Source organism: Providencia stuartii (assembly GCF_029277985.1).
Classification (GTDB): Bacteria; Pseudomonadota; Gammaproteobacteria; order Enterobacterales; family Enterobacteriaceae; genus Providencia; species Providencia zhejiangensis.
This window is the reverse complement of sequence record NZ_CP119546.1, coordinates 1,836,981-1,854,268: the sequence shown is the minus strand read 5'-3', so window position 1 is coordinate 1,854,268 and position 17,288 is coordinate 1,836,981. Positions and strand designations below refer to the sequence as shown.

The window sequence follows — 17,288 nt, the reverse complement described above, 5'->3', positions numbered from 1 at the left end:
TGCCTCGCTTTTTACTGCGGATGACGATTGCTGATTTTAATAACTTCACTAGGACCTTTTACTGCGCGACGTGAACGGACAGGAGTCCAATCCAATGCACCGACGCGAATCAAGTAAAACAGTCCCGCCAACAATACCAGAATGAAGATTGCTGCCTCGATAAAGCCCAACCAACCTACTTCACGGACTGCGACAGCCCAAGCAAAGAGGAACATAGCTTCAACATCGAAAACAACGAAGAACATGGCAACCAGATAGAATTTGGCTGACATACGAAGACGGGCACTACCTACTGAATCGATACCTGATTCATAAGGTACATGTTTTGTTCTGGCTTTGGCACGGCTGCCGAGAAAATGACCAGCAACCAACATAAACGAACAAAGGGCGATGGCGCCGACAAAGAATATCGCAAAGGCCCAGTTGTGGGCTAACGCTAGGATAGATTCAGACATACTCGTTGCTTACTCATTACACATGGTGCGTAATCTGCTCTTATCAACATCACGGCAGTATTGCACCATAATTGCCCAGTTAACCGAGAAGAAAGACCAAAAATCATCACCAAACATAAAAATCAGCCTGAAGACTGCGTTTGGTTTGTCCTCTCTCTGACTATTTACTTTGCTTAAATTAAGCAAAATAACCCGTAATTGTTACAATCCACCAACCAGTAAAAAACAAGATTGCAACAAAAAGTACTCAAAAGCAGCTAAAACGTGTCAGTGTGATAATACACCTAGTAAACACAATGACTAGTCTAACTGATTATTCGCTTTTACTACACTATTATCTCAGGAAAAACCTGTCTTACCAGATGAAAACTTGCTCTTTTTTTTTGATCTAGCGCACATTTTTATTGAAAATATGCGCATACTGTTTACAGAATATTCAAATTTAGGCTAAGTCATATTAACGATTTTTTATTCACTAAATCAAGTAACTGCCTGACCCAGCAGCGCTATTTTATCAATTCAGCAAAATATGATTGTTAACAACATAACAATTTCGTAACTAAAAAACGAAATTCATGTTCTGCCATCTACATCACAATTATTTCACGTTACATGCTTTTTAACCATACTTATTAAGTGGTTAATACGTTCTTTTTTTATTCTTTTTTGGCTTTTTGGGCCTAAAAAAAACCGCGAATTTTTCGCGGCTTTTCTCTTGAGTACATATTAATCATTTAATAATCATCAATAATGATTAATGCTTAAAATGCCCCTTCATTTTCATTTACAACGGCTTCATCATTCATGGGTGCAACAGCATAAGGAATTTTCTTGTTCTCAATTGCACTAAACACCGTGAGGACAAAATCCTTTTGCTCATCCGCATTTTTGTATAACCAATACTGAATGTCGGGTAAGCGAGGTAAACCGTCAGCTTCACCAAGAATACGCAAATCCGCATTTTGCATTTCCATCGGACGTGCTGTGACCCCTACTTCCGCATTGACTGCTGCTCTCACGGCTGGCAGCGATGCGGCTTCATAAGCGACATGCCATGCAAGACCCGCATCATCCAAAGCATCGGTGCTCAATTTGCGGAATGGATTCGTCTCATCCATCACCACCAGGGGAATAGGTTCATTTGTTCTTAATTGGAAATCAGGTGCACTGTGCCATAACACAGGAACTGTTCTGAGCGCTGTTTTCGGATGGTGACTAATACGTGCCGTTGTCAACGCCAAATCGATTTCATGGCTATCTAGCATGGACTCAATAAAGTGTGCACGCTTGATTCGGACTTCTACCGCAAGGCGAGGGAAAATAGATGCGATACGGTTAAGTAAGAATGGAAGTAAGATATCAACAGTGTCATCGGATGCACCGATTCTCAGCTCACCTTCTGCATCGTTATAAGTCAATGATGCTGTTGCATCATCATTAGCTCGTAAGATCTGTCTTGCGTAACCTAGCAATTGTAAACCATGAGCCGTTAATAACTTATTCCTACCGTGACGAGCAAATAATTCACGGCCAACTAATTGTTCTAAACGTTGCATTTGCTGACTAACAGCAGACTGAGTTCGACATACCGCAGCGGCTGCCGCGGCGAATGTATTCAGATCGGCAACTGCGACAAATGTCCTCAGTAAATCCAGATCAAGGTTCATTATTGGACGATTGGAATTTATCATCATGAATTCTCTTATATAATTTTATGATACCTGGTGTTCCTGCTCTCCTCCCTGAGATCAGATTATTTAATAACTTAAATAACTTGTTTAATGCTTATCAATCCTTAGACTCGCATTTATTGCACTTTATCTTAATAGGCACCTCCAAAAACGAAAGCACCACCAAATGACAAAAAAAGCTTTTTAAACAGTCGATTTAATTGAAATCACAAATACAACCTTCTTTTTTTGCCATCCTCTAAATAGTAACATATTTAATGTAATTGCAATTATTTTAATGTAAACGCCTTTATACACATACACCCAACTTGATAAAAATATCCTTATTTCAATGCATTAAGATAAATTCTTTCATTTTTATTCATTATTCTCTCACTAGAATAATCAATATTGCTAACAAAAAGAGCTTATTTTCGTTAAAAAACCGCGGAAATCTATGAATTTTTATTTCTATACATCCAATTTCGTCATCAATCTTACAATTTGATACAATGTTTTTATGATTTGCCTTTATCTGTACATTATTTATATTTTTTCCTCCAAAACAGCCCCAATTGTTAATATTAAATTCCAAATTAACCGATACAATTGAATGCAAAACCCAAACTAAGTTATATCTTTAGATATCAACAATTGGATTACAACATAAACCAACCTTTTACACCAAAAATTATCTACTATCTTCAAAAGCTTCCGAGGTAGGAGTAGAGTAGATGCTAAGCCGGAGTTCCCCCTACTTATGTCTTCCCAAATAGGGTAATGAGAGAAAGAATGAATAATGTAAAGAAATCCAATAAGCTTGATAATGTCTGCTACGACATACGCGGGCCTGTATTAAAAGAAGCAAAACGTTTAGAAGAAGAAGGTAATAAAGTTCTCAAGCTTAATATTGGTAATCCGGCACCATTTGGTTTTGAAGCCCCTGATGAAATTTTGGTAGATGTGCTACGTAATCTCCCTAGCTCACAGGGTTATTGTGATTCAAAAGGATTATATTCTGCGCGTAAAGCGATTGTTCAGCATTATCAAGCACGCGATATTCGTGAAATGACTGTTGAAGATGTCTATATCGGTAACGGTGTTTCTGAATTAATCGTGCAAGCAATGCAAGCGTTACTCAATAATGGCGATGAAATGCTGGTTCCAGCACCTGATTACCCTCTTTGGACAGCTGCGGTTTCCCTGTCTGGCGGTAATGCCGTACATTACATGTGTGATGAGCAACAAGGGTGGATGCCTGATATTGACGATATTCGTAAAAAAATCAGCCCTCGTACTCGGGGTATCGTGATTATCAACCCAAATAACCCGACAGGCGCGGTCTACAGCAAAGAGCTTCTACTGGAAATTGTTGAGATTGCTCGCCAGAACAACCTTATTATTTTCGCCGATGAAATTTACGACAAAATTCTTTACGATAATGCCGTTCATCACTCTATTGCCGCATTAGCTCCAGATTTACTTACTGTCACTTTTAACGGTTTATCAAAAACCTATCGTGTAGCCGGTTTCCGACAAGGCTGGATGGTCTTAAACGGACCAAAACAACAAGCTAAAAGCTATATCGAAGGACTTGAAATGTTAGCATCTATGCGTTTGTGCGCTAACGTTCCAATGCAGCATGCTATTCAAACCGCTTTGGGAGGCTATCAGAGTATTAGTGAATTTATTCAACCTGGTGGTCGTCTATATGAGCAAAGAGAGCGCGCATGGCAGCTAATTAATCAGATACCTGGGGTCTCTTGTGTCAAACCACAGGGGGCACTTTATATGTTCCCTAAAATTGATATTAAACGCTTTAATATCCATGATGACCAAAAAATGATCCTTGATCTGTTACTACAAGAAAAAGTGCTTTTGGTACAAGGAACGGCATTTAATTGGCCTGAGCCAGACCACTTTAGGATCGTCACCTTACCTTATGCAGATGATCTTGAAATGGCGATTAATAAATTTGGCCGTTTTATCGAGAATTATCGTCAGTAATGGACAGTGACTGTGCAACTTCCTCTTGTGAGGGAGTTGCCATTTTTATGGCAAATAGCACGATAAGCAAATGCAATAGTGGATAATAAATAACAAGCTCTCACTCACTATCAAAGCAAATAAGAGCCCCGTCTCATCAAATAATGTTGAGTAACAATCTAAAATCATCTCATCATGATTGTACTATCTTTCTCATTGGTATTCTTTAAAAGACAATACACATAAATGGATTGTTGATGACTAATCGTTAGATAATGGAAATAAAATAAACAGCAGCTAAGAAAAACAGCAATAATATAATTGGAAAGTATTTCATGATGTCCCCTACTATTATTTATTAAGAATGTTTATGCTGATTATAGATTTTTATCACCGCAGATCAAACAATAATTAAAAACAAATATACAAGCAATTAAAGAGCATCCATAATAGAGGCTCTTTAAATGATATTTTTAATTTGTTATGAACTCAACATTCGCTATCTTTTTTAGATTGGTATTACACCATTGATTTATTTTTATAACAATTTAAATTAACATCATTAAACTTTTAATAATTTAGTTTTACATCCACTAGAGTGAGAAAATGCAACATACATTGTTCTTGCATCACCATTAACACCGATAATAACTTCCGGATCATCTTCTTCTGTTATCGTACAATAGAAGTTATTTTTTGTTATAAACTTCTCTCCTCTCTCTGTAATAATTTCTAATCGCCAATAATTTAGTTGACCATCATATTCAAATGAACCTGCTTTTTTGATAATACTACCATGTTCAACATGATACAGTGTCATATCTGTTGGCTTACCATTATCCGTCGTGTGATATAATCTCACATATTTTAATTTTTCATGCCAAAAATTTTCAAATGTGATAAACCCCAAATTCCAGCCTAATTCAACCCCCATCATTTACCTCCATTAATTTAACAACAATGAATTGACTCCGTGAGATTAAACAGTGTCACGTTTAAACAATAATAAAATAAATGAATGATGATATTCGTAAAGCATTTTAATTATTAATTAGATTTGATTTTCATCTTATTAAGCTTTAATAAACCAATATCTATTTTAAATAAACTATATTATAATTCCCTTTTTACCTGTTTAATGAGGTTATATGAGCTACTTCTTTGCCCACCTTGCACGAATGAAACTCATCCATCGTTGGCCACTCATGCGTAACGTACGCACTGAAAACGTCTCAGAGCACAGTTTACAGGTAGCGATGGTCGCTCACGCACTGGCCATCATCAAAAACCGTAAGTTTGGTGGTCATGTCAATGCTGAGCGCATCGCCTTGTTAGCCATGTATCATGACGCAAGTGAAGTGATTACGGGCGATCTCCCAACGCCGATTAAGTATCACAATTCACAAATTGCCCATGAATATAAAAAAATCGAGCAATTTGCTCAGCAAAAGCTATTAGATATGTTACCTGAAGAATTACAGGAAGATTTTAAACCGCTGCTTATCGAAGAATTACAGTCAAATGAAGAACATAGTATAGTAAAACAAGCAGACTCACTCTGTGCTTACTTGAAATGTCTAGAAGAATTATCCGCTGGAAATAGTGAATTTAAATTAGCCAAAAAGCGTCTTGAAAAAATTCTTGCGCAAAGAAAAAGCCCTGAAATGGATTATTTCATCGACATTTTTGTTCCGGGATTCAAACTTTCACTGGATGAAATTAGTCATTAACTTTCTAAGCTGGAATGCGTCTTACCATTCCAGTTTTGTTTGTTTAATCCGCTTCATTTAAGGCCGTTGAACAATTCGATGAACTCGGAAAATCTAAATACAGTCTTCTCGACTCACCGTTAACGCCCAATATCACTTTTCCATGGTCACTTTCTCTAATAGAACAATAGAAATTAGTTTTTGTTTTATATACTTTGCCACTTTTAGTCTTAATTTTGACATACCAATAATCATAAGAATTATCTATTCCTATTTCATATAAAAAATAAAACACATTCTTTAATATTGTTTTATCGGGTATATCATGATAAACCTTCTCAGTTAATAGTCGGCTATTATTATAAATAGCATGGCTTTCTACATGATGCCGTATGACTACTTCACTTAATTCCTCTCCCCAAAAATTTTCAAAATCCGCTTCCCCATAATAGGTATTTCGTCTATGTGCGCTATTTCTCATTCTCCCCTCCGTAGAATCGCTATTTATTTTCAATAGAGAATATCGCCTTCTCCGGTGATGAGAAAATCTTTAAGGTGTTAAACATTAAGTTTTTTCATTAATATAAGAAACTAGCAGCCCTCGTTAAGAGGGCTTCATTATTATTAGAAAGGAAAAAGAATAGGCACAATCAATACACTGATTATCATTACCACTATCGTGAAAGGAACACCTATTTTAACGAAATCGCCGAATTTATAACCTCCTGGGCCAAGTACTAATGTGTTGACTGGTGAGGAAACAGGCGTCATAAATGCAGCAGAAGCCGCAATACCGACAATCATAGCAAAGGGTAAAGGAGAGACTTCCATTTGACGAGCTGCCGCGATAGCGATAGGCGCCATTAAAACAGCGGTCGCGGTATTTGAAATAAACAAACCTATAGAGGCACAAAGTATAAATAAACACAGTAACATCACATGTGGTCCCAAATTACCGGCTATTTCCATCAATGCATCTACTGCTAAGGCGATCCCTCCAGTTTTTTGTAATGCTAGCGCAAATGGCATCATCCCGACAATCAGTATGATACTTGGCCAGTGAATCGATTTATAAGCACTTTCCATATCGATACAACGAAATTTTCCCATCAATAAACAAGCAATTAATGCAGCAATAAAGTTGGGAATTTCATTAGTGACCATCATGGCAACCATTAAGGCCAAACAAAATAAAGCATGCGGTGCTTGTGACGAAGCAGGAGCGACGGCTTCAACCTCTGCGGCCAGATTCAATACAATAAAATTACGAGGTTTGGTTGATAAAATACGAATTAATTTCCAATCCCCAATGACTAATAAGATATCACCAAGGCGTAAAGGTTCATCAACGAGCTTACCATCCATCGCTTTACCATCACGACGAATCCCCACCACATTGAGGCCATAGCGAGTACGAAACTTAATATCGCGTAAGCTTTTACCCAATAATTCAGAGTCAGGGTTCATAGAAACTTCAGCCATGCCAACATCACGGGACTGATCTGAAAAGTAATCACCACGTAATATCATTGGTTCTAATTTCTGCTCAAAACAAAATTGACGTAGTTCATCGTCACTCACAGAAATGTCCACCAGCAATACATCTTGCTCTCTAAGTTCTGTGCCACCAGTTGCACTCACCATAACACGGCGGAATTTACGCCAACGCTCAATCCCAACGACGTTAGCTTCATAGCGAGAACGCAAATGTAGTTCATCGAGAGAATGTCCGATCAAGGGGGAACCTTTACGAATAGCCAGACGACGCGCCCTACCCGTTAATTTATAGTCACGAATCAAATCACGGAAACTACGTTGGTAACGCTCAGGAAGTTTGTCTGGTTCACTGCTACCTAACCAACGGCGCGCAACCCACATATACGCGATACCGGCCAGTAAAATCACCAAACCAATCGGTGTAATTGAAAAGAATTGAAAGCCTTTGATACCTTCTCTGACCAACTCACTGTTAACCACCATATTCGGTGGTGTTGCGACCAACGTCATCATACCGCTGATCAGGCCGGCAAAGCCTAAAGGCATCATTAATCGACTTGGAGAAATTTTCATTCGTGCTGCAACACTCAGCACGACAGGAATAAAGATAGCGACAACACCAGTAGAGCTCATAAAGGCACCAAGCCCAGCAACGGTGATCATTAAAAAAACTAACATCTTGCTTTCGCTGCTACCAGCCACTCGTACTAGCCAATCCCCCATTTGATAGGCGATACCGGTTCGTACTAAGCCATCACCAATAACAAATAAAGCCGCTATCAATAATACGTTAGGGTCCGCAAAACCCGCGGTCGCTTGCTCTAAAGTTAAAGTATCACTTAGAACAAAGGCCACTATAACGAGTAATGCCACCACATCCATCCGAATTTTGTTTGTGGTGAACAGTACAATTGCGATCAACAGGAGGGTTAACACCCACAACAATTCTCCGTTCAAAATATCCCCTTTTGACGAAAAAAATAGTGTTAGTCATTTTCCTTAGTTAATCATGTTTTACGGGGAAATTCCTTGATTAATTCGCTGTTAAACATTTTTTGACACTAATAGTGTAAAAACACCATTTTTGTCTGAGTGAGTTACCGAAACTTGCGTTAATGAACTGATTATCGCATGAATTTGTTCTCTTCTTGGCATACTCTCTGGTGCATGGACCGCCACCACTTGACAACCGGCATCAAGAGCCGAATAAATCCCAGCTTGAGCATCTTCAAACGCAATACAGTCTTTTGGATCTAAATTTAAGGCTTTCGCCCCTAATAAAAAAGGTTCAGGGTCTGGTTTACCTTTAGACACTTTTTCAAACGTAACCCAGTGTTTAGGTTCTGGTAATCCTGCGGCCTGTTGACGACCATGGGCAATCGGTACGGTTCCCGATGTCACAATGGCCCATGGTACCGCTAACTCATCTAATCGCTGAAGTAATGCCACAGCACCAGATAAGGCTATAACACCTTCAGTATCCGAGGCTTCCATCTCTTCTAACCAGCGAAAACGTGCTTTAATTTCATCTTCGCTGGCTTCAGGCATAAAGTGTCGTAAACTCGTTAAAGCAGGCTTTCCATGGATAAAATGAATAATTTCATCACGACTTACGCCTATTTCTTCACCAAATAAACACCAGCAACGCTCTACAACGGCTAATGAATCGACTAAGGTACCATCGAGATCAAATAAAAAACCTTTTGCTTTTAACTCCACTTTTACCCCTTAAACAACACATTATGCATTGATAATTTGACTAATTTCGACTGCCGATAAGTGGTATTGACGAGGACATGCACGCCAGATTCCCAACATTCGCACATATTTATCCCACATAGGCGTTTGCGAGTTGAAACCATGAGTTCCACTATCGAAATGCGTGTAACGACCTTCAGTGTTCACCATAAAACGAACATAACTCAAATAACGCGCTTCTGTCGCAGCATCAAAGCCTAAGAATTGTACACGACGAGGGTCAACGCCTTGGGCGTCGCTCATATTACCATATGACACCTGCAATGCGTGATACATCTCCATAATATCAATTACCGTGCGGCAAGTACTTTCACTTAACTCACCAAAGTCTCTATCAAGCTCACGCATTTGTAAGCCAAAGCCACGCTCAATAATCGTTTGTAAACGGCGATAACGATCCGCGTTTTCAGGATCAAGCATAGTCATCATTTTATATTGATTGGATAGAATTAAGCGTTGTGCATTGGTCATTTCCATCATGATTCTCCTCGGAAAATGTTTAACTTATCTTCGCATTCAATATTCATGATGGACAGTGAAAACATCACTTTTATTGATCTAGACAACCTTTTTTCATTACTTGTTGTTAAATCGAGCTTTTCACTTAAACGTCATCCATGAATGACTTGTCTAATTGCTTAAATGCTCGCTTTAATAATTGCGCTAACGCCAAGTAATCAGGCTGCTGTTCGATAGGGGCTATTGCGATACCTGCTTGAGTAAATTTCTCACGAATTTCATGAAACCAATTCAATAAACTGGCAGGAAGCGGCGTTGATGCTCTCTTACCTAACCACCACAATCCTTGCATAGGTAAACTACAAGCAAATAAGGCTGTCGCCACTGCTGGCCCGAGTTCCCCCCCTAAGGCTATTTGCCAAGTTAAGGTAAATATCGCAATTGGCGGCATAAAGCGGATGCCAAAACGTGTCGCTTTGATCATACGCAGTTCAGGAAAAACGGGAGATAATTTTTTCTCCATAGGAAATGTTTTTAGGTACAGGTTCCCCAACCTAAAGCGTTTAAAAAAACCTGGCGGTGAGTTTTGCAATGTACTCATAATGACCTTCCTGCAACTAACAAATCTATATCACGAAATAACAAGTCTTGTTACCTACCTTACGCTATTTTATCAATAATGCCTATGTATACACACTAAGAGATAATTTTGAATTATTTAAGCATAAACATGACCATTTTCGGCGAAATCAGCTATTCTGATTGATAGGTAAATTTGCATAAAATGCGTATTTTTCACGATGCTTATGATTTTAATCAATCAAAGCGGTTATTTCTAAAAAAAACGTACAAAATATAAAATATTTTTAGTAGAATTGCCGCGTTTAGCATTGCTGGAGAATTTTTGTAGCTAATATTTGGCTTTTATTCATCGACAGCTTTGATATAGATTGGGGTTTTTGCGTATTATTTCAACACCTGGCGTTAAGTTAACTCAAGAAAACTTAGCACCATAACAACATCGCCTTTTAACCCCTTAATTAGACATCGATATCTTTATGTATTCATCATTATCATGATATCAATCATGAAATATCAGGTGTTAAATGCGCTAGGCTCTACTAGCTGCTCATAATTTTTTACAAAGTCTTTTTATGCAGTCTGCTAATTAAAGGCTTCACAACAACAATTAACGATAGGTATTTCCATGTCAAGTAAGCTGGTACTGGTTCTAAACTGCGGTAGCTCCTCACTGAAATTCGCCATCATCGATCCAACTAATGGCGATGAATATTTATCTGGATTAGCTGAGTGCTTTAATTTGCCGGAAGCCCGTATTAAATGGAAAATGGATGGCGCTAAGCATGAAGCGGAATTAGGTGCAGGTGCTGCACACAGTGAAGCGCTAAATTTCATTGTTAACACGATTCTTGCAGCAAAACCTGAACTGTCTGCTCAAATTTCATCTATTGGCCATCGTATTGTTCACGGCGGCGAAAAATTCACTTCTTCTGTGTTAATTACTGATGAAGTTGTTGAAGGTATTAAAGCAGCCATTCCATTTGCACCTTTGCATAACCCAGCTCACTTGATTGGTATCGAGGAAGCGAAAAAGGCATTCCCTGAATTAGTGAATAAAAACGTCGCGGTTTTCGATACGGCGTTCCACCAAACAATGCCTGAAGAAGCTTACCTCTATGCACTGCCATATGAATTATATGAAGAGCATAGCATCCGTCGTTATGGCGCTCACGGCACGAGTCACTACTATGTGTCACGTGAAGCGGCTAAAAAACTCAACAAACCTGTTGAAGAACTTAACGTTATCACTTGCCATTTAGGTAATGGCGGTTCAGTCACTGCGATTGTTAATGGTCAATGTGTAGATACTTCTATGGGGCTAACACCATTAGAAGGCTTAGTTATGGGAACGCGTAGCGGTGATATCGATCCTGCTATCATTTTCCATCTGCATGACTCATTAGGCATGAGTGTCGATCAAATTAACAAAATGCTGACTAAAGAGTCTGGCCTTTTGGGCTTAACGGGGGTCACCAGCGATTGCCGTTATGTTGAAGATAACTACGAAACTAAAGCAGACGCAAAACGTGCAATGGATGTTTTCTGTCACCGCCTAGCGAAATATGTCGGTGCTTATAGCGCACTGATGGAAGGTCGCCTTGATGCAATTATCTTTACTGGTGGCATCGGTGAAAACTCAGCACAAGTACGTGAATTAACACTGAAAAAATTAGCGCTACTTGGATTCGAGTATGATCATGAACGTAACTTAGCAGCACGCTTCGGTAAAGAAGGCTTAATCACCACTGATAACAGCCGACCAGCTCTGGTTATTCCAACCAACGAAGAGCTCGTAATTGCCCAAGATTCTGCTCGTTTAACAGCTTAAGATCCCATACCGCCAGCCTAACCCGCTGGCGGTACTACTTTATAATACTGTTGTTTATTAGAGTAACCGATAAAGAGGTTCCCGTGTCTCGTACAATTATGTTAATTCCTACCGGCACTAGCGTTGGTTTGACTAGCGTCAGCTTAGGTGTCGTTCGTTCAATGGAACAAAAAGGTGTCCAGTTGAGCGTGTTTAAACCTATCGCTCAGCCACGCATTTCTGGTAACAAAGATCAAACCACTGAAGTTTTACGCTCTCATTCCAGTCTTACTACCATCGTCGAACCATTAAAAATGGAATATGTTGAGTCATTATTGACCTCTTCAAAAAAAGACATTCTGATGGAAGAGATTGTTGCGCGTTATCATGAGCAAACTAAAAATGCTGAAGTGGTCTTAATTGAAGGTTTAGTGCCGACCCGCAAACACTCTTTTGCACAATCACTAAACTATGAAATTGCGAAAACACTGGGAGCTGAAATTGTATTTGTCACAGCGCCAGGTAATAGCAATATTACTCAGATGAAAGAGCGTCTTGAGTTAGTACGTAACGAATTTGGTGGTCAACGCAATAAAAACATTATTGGTGTGATTGTCAATAAAGTGAATGCCCCTGTCGATGAACAAGGCCGTACTCGCCCTGACCTTTCTGAAATCTTTGATGATTCAACGAAAGCAACTGTCGCGAATATCACGCCTAAAGATTTAGAGTGCTTAACCCTACCGGTTTTGGCTTCTATTCCTTGGAACTTTGACCTGATTGCGACTCGTGCCATCGATATGGCAAAACATTTGAATGCTGAAGTTGTTAACGAAGGTGAAATTACAACTCGTCGAGTGAAATCAGTCACTTTCTGTGCCCGTAGTATTCCTCATATGCTTGAGCATTTCCGCCCAGGCTCACTGCTCGTTACCTCAGCAGATCGCCCAGATGTTCTCGTATCAGCGTCTTTGGCTGCGATGAATGGCGTAGAAATTGGTGCGATCCTATTAACTGGTGGTTATCAAATCGACGAACCTATTCGTCAACTTTGTGAGCAAGCATTTGAAACTGGCTTACCGGTATTCATGGTCAAAAGCAACACTTGGCAGACGTCACTGAACCTACAAAGCTTCAGCTTAGAAGTCCCTGCCGATGACCATGAGCGTATCGAAAAAATTCAAAACTACGTCGCTCGCCACATTAGCAGCGAATGGATTGAGTCTCTGGTCGCTGATTCTGAGCGCCCTAACCGCCTGTCTCCGCCTGCATTCCGCTATCAATTAACTGAGCTTGCACGTAAAGCAGGTAAACGTATCGTTCTACCTGAAGGTGATGAACCACGTACTGTTAAAGCGGCTTCTATCTGTGCTGAACGCGGTATCGCAACTTGTGTTCTGCTAGGTAACCCAGAAGATATTCGCCGTGTAGCGGCTGCTCAAGGTATTGAATTAGGTACAGGTATTGAGATTGTTGATCCTGTTAAAGTCCGTGAAAATTACGTTGCTCGTTTGGTTGAACTACGTAAGAACAAAGGGATGACTGAAGTTGTTGCTCGTGAGCAACTCGAAGATAACGTTGTATTGGGCACACTGATGCTAGAAAAAGGCGAAGTTGATGGCCTCGTTTCTGGTGCAGTTCACACCACAGCGAATACTATCCGTCCACCGCTACAGCTGATCAAAACAGCACCTGGTAGCTCATTAGTCTCATCGGTATTCTTTATGCTGTTACCTGAGCAAGTCTTTGTTTATGGTGACTGTGCGATTAACCCAGACCCAACCGCAGAACAGCTGTCTGAGATTGCTATCCAGTCAGCGGATTCAGCCAAAGCATTTGGTATCGAACCACGCGTTGCGATGATCTCTTACTCAACCGGTAATTCAGGTGCGGGTAGTGATGTTGAGAAAGTGCGTGAAGCAACACGTTTAGCACAAGAAAAACGTCCTGATTTAATGATCGACGGTCCATTACAATATGACGCCGCTGTAATGGCTGATGTGGCTAAATCAAAAGCACCAAATTCGCCTGTTGCAGGTAAAGCAACGGTGTTCATCTTCCCAGATCTGAACACCGGTAATACCACCTATAAAGCTGTTCAGCGTTCAGCTGACCTTGTTTCTATTGGTCCAATGCTGCAAGGTATGCGTAAACCAGTTAACGATCTGTCTCGCGGTGCGCTGGTGGATGATATTGTTTATACCGTTGCACTGACTGCTATCCAAGCCGTACAAAATGAAAACGCTTAATATCAAATAGTCTTTTTATTTTAATACGCAAGTCAGCCAAATAACATTGGCTGACTTTTTTATTGGCCAAAATCTGCATTCTGTTTAAGCGCCCTTCTTATAACTGCTGAAAATTGCAAGACTAATTACTATAAATAACAATAATAAAGGCACTTAAGACATTAATAACATGGAGATTGATATGTTAGGTGCTACCGCATACCCAATAAAATTTGATCAAGCTAATATTATCGATTATTACAAAGATACGCATAAAAATATTTTCACTAGAAAAATAGTGGGAGTTAATAACGTGAATAGCTTCAAAAAAGGCATATGTTACGGATTAACGAATGCATTTTTATATTATGCTCATGCAGGACAAGAAGAAACGTACATCACAGAAACCTATAAAGCCTATAAAAATATCACGCAGAAAAACCCACTTAATTACTTAAGGCCGTCCTATTACAAATCGTTAAAAAAACATAGCAAAGCTGTATTAAACCAAAATTTCAATAAAGCTTACAATATTCAGAAGCACTACCAAATAGCTTATTTTATCAATAATATTATCTCTGAATTCAACAGGTCAAGAAAACACTCACATGAGAGTGTTCATGAGTACATCAATAGATTATTTAAGATCAATATATCGTCAGTTAAGGAAGATGAAGCAGAGGCATATTTTGAACTATATGAGTTCACTAATAAACTTTATCAAGATACTCTTAACCCTACTGATGATAAAGTAGATAATAATAAATATTATCAGTTAGTTAAGAATATCCAAGACTTTTGTTTCAATGAGAGAAATGAGATAGATACCGGTTTGTTTTTTATGTTTTTTTCTTTAATAAAGAATTATTACCTAGATCTTACAAAAAATAGATTCATGCAAGCTGAAAACCTTAATAGCATAAATTACGATTCAATTGAACTTATTGATGATAATATAAAATTCACCTCAAAAAGTTTAAAAAAACACATTGACCACAGCCTGGAAAATAAAAAAAATATTATTGGAAATATGAGTAGTAATACCCACTCTATGGGAATAGTCGTTAAATACAACAATGGCAATCCCCTCTTTGAATTTTTTGAACCTAATGAAGGTCTCTTCAAAACTACGAATAAACAGCACTTTTTTAAGTTTTTAGATAAGTTTTTTCATAATAAATCTTATTCATTTATGACATTAGATGGGGAGAATGCCGTCAGTTTATCCAGCTCATTAGTGGCAGATAAAACATTCGATGATATTCAAGCGCCTAGAGTAGAAAAAAGCTTGATAGCCAATTAATGGCAAATGCCCCGTGAAGAACGCTATGTTAAAAAATAAGAAACAGCTTAACCAGTGAGTGCTAAGCGTAACCTTGTCATCGCGATTTAAATAAAAAACCGTTTCCAATACGTTTGAGAATATAACATTAGCGATAGAGCAAACATGTTTGCTCTATCGATTCTAACCTTTAAGCGGCTTTGTGTTTTTTACCCACGGCTAACGATACAATAGTGGCAACAATAATGTTCAATATAAAGGCAGCAATACCGATATTCATAAATTCAAACCCTTTCCCTAACCAAGGAAACAGTTGTGATAATGAAATATGCTCAATATAGGTTACTGCAAGGAAAATAACACCCGCGATGATTCCCGCAATAGCGCCTACCGCCGTCATTGGGTTATTTTTCCTAAAGCTCATCAATAATGCAGGGAAGAATTGCGCAACTATATTAACCCCTAACAGCATGATAGCCACTAAGGTGTCATTACTGTGGAAAATAAAATACAAGCTAACTAATGCAACCAACGGTACCATAAACCGTGCATAAATACCTGATTGACGTTTTTCTTCACTCACATTCAATGCTTTTTGTACAACACCTGCTAACATATTTGATGTCGTCAACAATAACATTGAACCTGGCACTAAGGCAGTTAACATACCTGCTGCCCCAATAAAGCCAACAATAATAGGTGAGAATGTCGATTTAGAGATCTCGAATAAAGACAAATCAACCATTGAACCATCAAGGTGCGGTATTTGTAATATCGCTGCATAACCGACAAAAAAAGCGAATAGCATGATCAGACTGTATGCCGGAATTAAAATACTATTACGTTTTAATGATTTTTCATCTTTAGCGGTAAATACAGCGGCCATATAGTGCGGCCAACAAAAATAAGCCACCACAGATAAGAAGATCGTTGAAATATACCACGGGATATTGAGGCCTTCATCTGAGAAAGTCAGAAAACCAGGGCTTGCTGTATCAATTGCACGAAACATATCACCAAAGCTACCGTAGTAATGCAATGGGATATAAATACCAATAAATAGTACAACAATTAAAATCATCAAATCTTTTAAGGCTGATGTCCATGCTGAACCATGAATTCCCGATATCATCACAAATAATGTCACTGCGATGATCCCAATCCAAATCGCCATATCTGCCGGAATTGCGCCATAAGAGGCTTGAGAAACAATAATGCCAAGCCCTTTAAGCTGTAATACAAAAAGAGGAACCATTGCGGCAATGGAAATTAAGCTAATCAATAATGCTAGGCCTTGGCTCTGATATTTAGCCCCAAAGAAATCAGAGATAGTTCGAACATCATTTTGTTTCGCAAAACGCCATACACGCGGGTGAACCCAATATAAAAATATTCCCATAAACGCATTCACAGCTAAGGTATATAATATTGCAGGTCCTTTACCGTATGCCCAACCACTCCCACCTAAAAAGGTGAAAGTGGTGTAAATCTCTCCAGCGCTGAGTAAAAAGACTAATAAAGCGCCATAACTACGCCCACCTACAGACCACCCCTCGTGATCCATAGTCTTGCCTTTTTTCGCCCTTAAGGCCAAATAAATACTCAATAGGAAAAACAGCGTAATAACAATTAATGCTGAGCTCATTGTTTTTCCTTAGTGTCTTTTGCATCCAACACATTAATTAGCAACATAATTAATGCGCTAATAACCACCCAAATGACTATCCAAAACATTAAAAAAGGCAGTCCCATCACAAAAGGCTCAACCCGATTGGCATAATAAATACCAACGGTCAGCGCTAATAATGGGAAAATAACCAAAAAGTGATACCATTTCATGAATAGATTCCTTATT

General features: G+C 38.9%; 15 protein-coding genes. 5 read left to right on the top strand and 10 right to left on the bottom strand.

Annotated features, from left to right (window positions below):
- Window positions 1–11: 11 nt before the first annotated feature.
- Both P2E05_RS08035 and P2E05_RS08030 read right to left on the bottom strand, forming a co-directional pair.
- Window positions 12–455 carry an NADH-quinone oxidoreductase subunit A gene (locus P2E05_RS08035; protein ID WP_070929231.1) on the bottom strand — a complete coding sequence of 148 codons (444 nt, stop codon included), beginning with the start codon at window positions 453–455 and terminating at the stop codon, window positions 12–14.
- A 761-nt stretch (window positions 456–1,216) separates the two neighbouring features.
- A complete protein-coding gene (locus tag P2E05_RS08030) occupies window positions 1,217–2,146 on the bottom strand; it encodes a LysR family transcriptional regulator (protein ID WP_154622114.1) in 930 nt (309 codons plus the stop codon).
- Between the two features lie 771 nt (window positions 2,147–2,917).
- Here P2E05_RS08030 and P2E05_RS08025 point away from each other — a divergent pair.
- Complete coding sequence (locus P2E05_RS08025; protein WP_154622103.1) at window positions 2,918–4,132, top strand: pyridoxal phosphate-dependent aminotransferase; 1,215 nt, start codon at window positions 2,918–2,920, stop codon at window positions 4,130–4,132.
- A gap of 541 nt (window positions 4,133–4,673) precedes the next feature.
- Here the strand turns inward: P2E05_RS08025 and P2E05_RS08020 are convergent.
- On the bottom strand, window positions 4,674–5,048 hold the full coding sequence (locus P2E05_RS08020; protein ID WP_230086024.1) for a hypothetical protein: 375 nt from the start codon (window positions 5,046–5,048) through the stop codon (window positions 4,674–4,676).
- 211 nt (window positions 5,049–5,259) lie between these two features.
- Here P2E05_RS08020 and yfbR point away from each other — a divergent pair, with 211 nt between their 5' ends.
- Window positions 5,260–5,841 (top strand): 5'-deoxynucleotidase, encoded by a 582-nt coding sequence (gene yfbR, locus P2E05_RS08015; protein WP_154623041.1) that lies wholly within the window; start codon window positions 5,260–5,262, stop codon window positions 5,839–5,841.
- A 43-nt stretch (window positions 5,842–5,884) separates the two neighbouring features.
- Here the strand turns inward: yfbR and P2E05_RS08010 are convergent, their stop codons facing one another.
- The 5 genes from P2E05_RS08010 to yfbV form a co-directional block, all read right to left on the bottom strand.
- Entirely contained in the window at window positions 5,885–6,301 is a 417-nt protein-coding gene (locus tag P2E05_RS08010) for a hypothetical protein (protein ID WP_195848629.1), read from the bottom strand.
- A 143-nt stretch (window positions 6,302–6,444) separates the two neighbouring features.
- Window positions 6,445–8,274: an SLC13 family permease gene (locus tag P2E05_RS08005; protein ID WP_154622731.1), complete on the bottom strand. Its 1,830-nt coding sequence runs from the start codon at window positions 8,272–8,274 to the stop codon at window positions 6,445–6,447.
- A gap of 87 nt (window positions 8,275–8,361) precedes the next feature.
- Window positions 8,362–9,036, bottom strand: coding sequence for a sugar phosphatase (locus tag P2E05_RS08000; protein ID WP_163861130.1), 675 nt, complete (start codon window positions 9,034–9,036; stop codon window positions 8,362–8,364).
- A gap of 21 nt (window positions 9,037–9,057) precedes the next feature.
- Window positions 9,058–9,552 (bottom strand): YfbU family protein, encoded by a 495-nt coding sequence (locus P2E05_RS07995; RefSeq protein ID WP_154622734.1) that lies wholly within the window; start codon window positions 9,550–9,552, stop codon window positions 9,058–9,060.
- Between the two features lie 127 nt (window positions 9,553–9,679).
- A complete protein-coding gene (gene yfbV, locus P2E05_RS07990; protein ID WP_154622732.1) occupies window positions 9,680–10,135 on the bottom strand; it encodes a terminus macrodomain insulation protein YfbV in 456 nt (151 codons plus the stop codon).
- Window positions 10,136–10,741: 606 nt separating this feature from the next.
- On the opposite strand from yfbV, the gene ackA reads away from it, so the two are divergent.
- The 3 genes from ackA to P2E05_RS07975 all read left to right on the top strand — a co-directional run bounded on the left by ackA (window position 10,742) and on the right by P2E05_RS07975 (window position 15,454).
- Complete coding sequence (gene ackA / locus P2E05_RS07985; protein ID WP_163861128.1) at window positions 10,742–11,944, top strand: acetate kinase; 1,203 nt, start codon at window positions 10,742–10,744, stop codon at window positions 11,942–11,944.
- Window positions 11,945–12,027: 83 nt separating this feature from the next.
- Window positions 12,028–14,172, top strand: a complete 2,145-nt coding sequence (gene pta / locus P2E05_RS07980; protein ID WP_163861126.1) for a phosphate acetyltransferase — start codon at window positions 12,028–12,030, stop codon at window positions 14,170–14,172.
- Between the two features lie 181 nt (window positions 14,173–14,353).
- Window positions 14,354–15,454 (top strand): hypothetical protein, encoded by a 1,101-nt coding sequence (locus tag P2E05_RS07975; RefSeq protein WP_276123081.1) that lies wholly within the window; start codon window positions 14,354–14,356, stop codon window positions 15,452–15,454.
- Window positions 15,455–15,623: 169 nt separating this feature from the next.
- On the opposite strand, the gene P2E05_RS07970 is transcribed toward P2E05_RS07975, so the two are convergent.
- Together P2E05_RS07970 and P2E05_RS07965 are read right to left on the bottom strand one after the other, a co-directional pair.
- The gene (locus P2E05_RS07970; protein ID WP_154622642.1) at window positions 15,624–17,078 is read right to left on the bottom strand and encodes a sodium:solute symporter family protein; all 1,455 of its coding nucleotides are present in this window, start codon (window positions 17,076–17,078) and stop codon (window positions 15,624–15,626) included.
- Entirely contained in the window at window positions 17,075–17,272 is a 198-nt protein-coding gene (locus P2E05_RS07965; protein WP_154622643.1) for a DUF3311 domain-containing protein, read from the bottom strand. The genes P2E05_RS07970 and P2E05_RS07965 overlap by 4 nt, the downstream gene beginning before the upstream one ends.
- Between the last annotated feature and the right edge of the window lie 16 nt (window positions 17,273–17,288).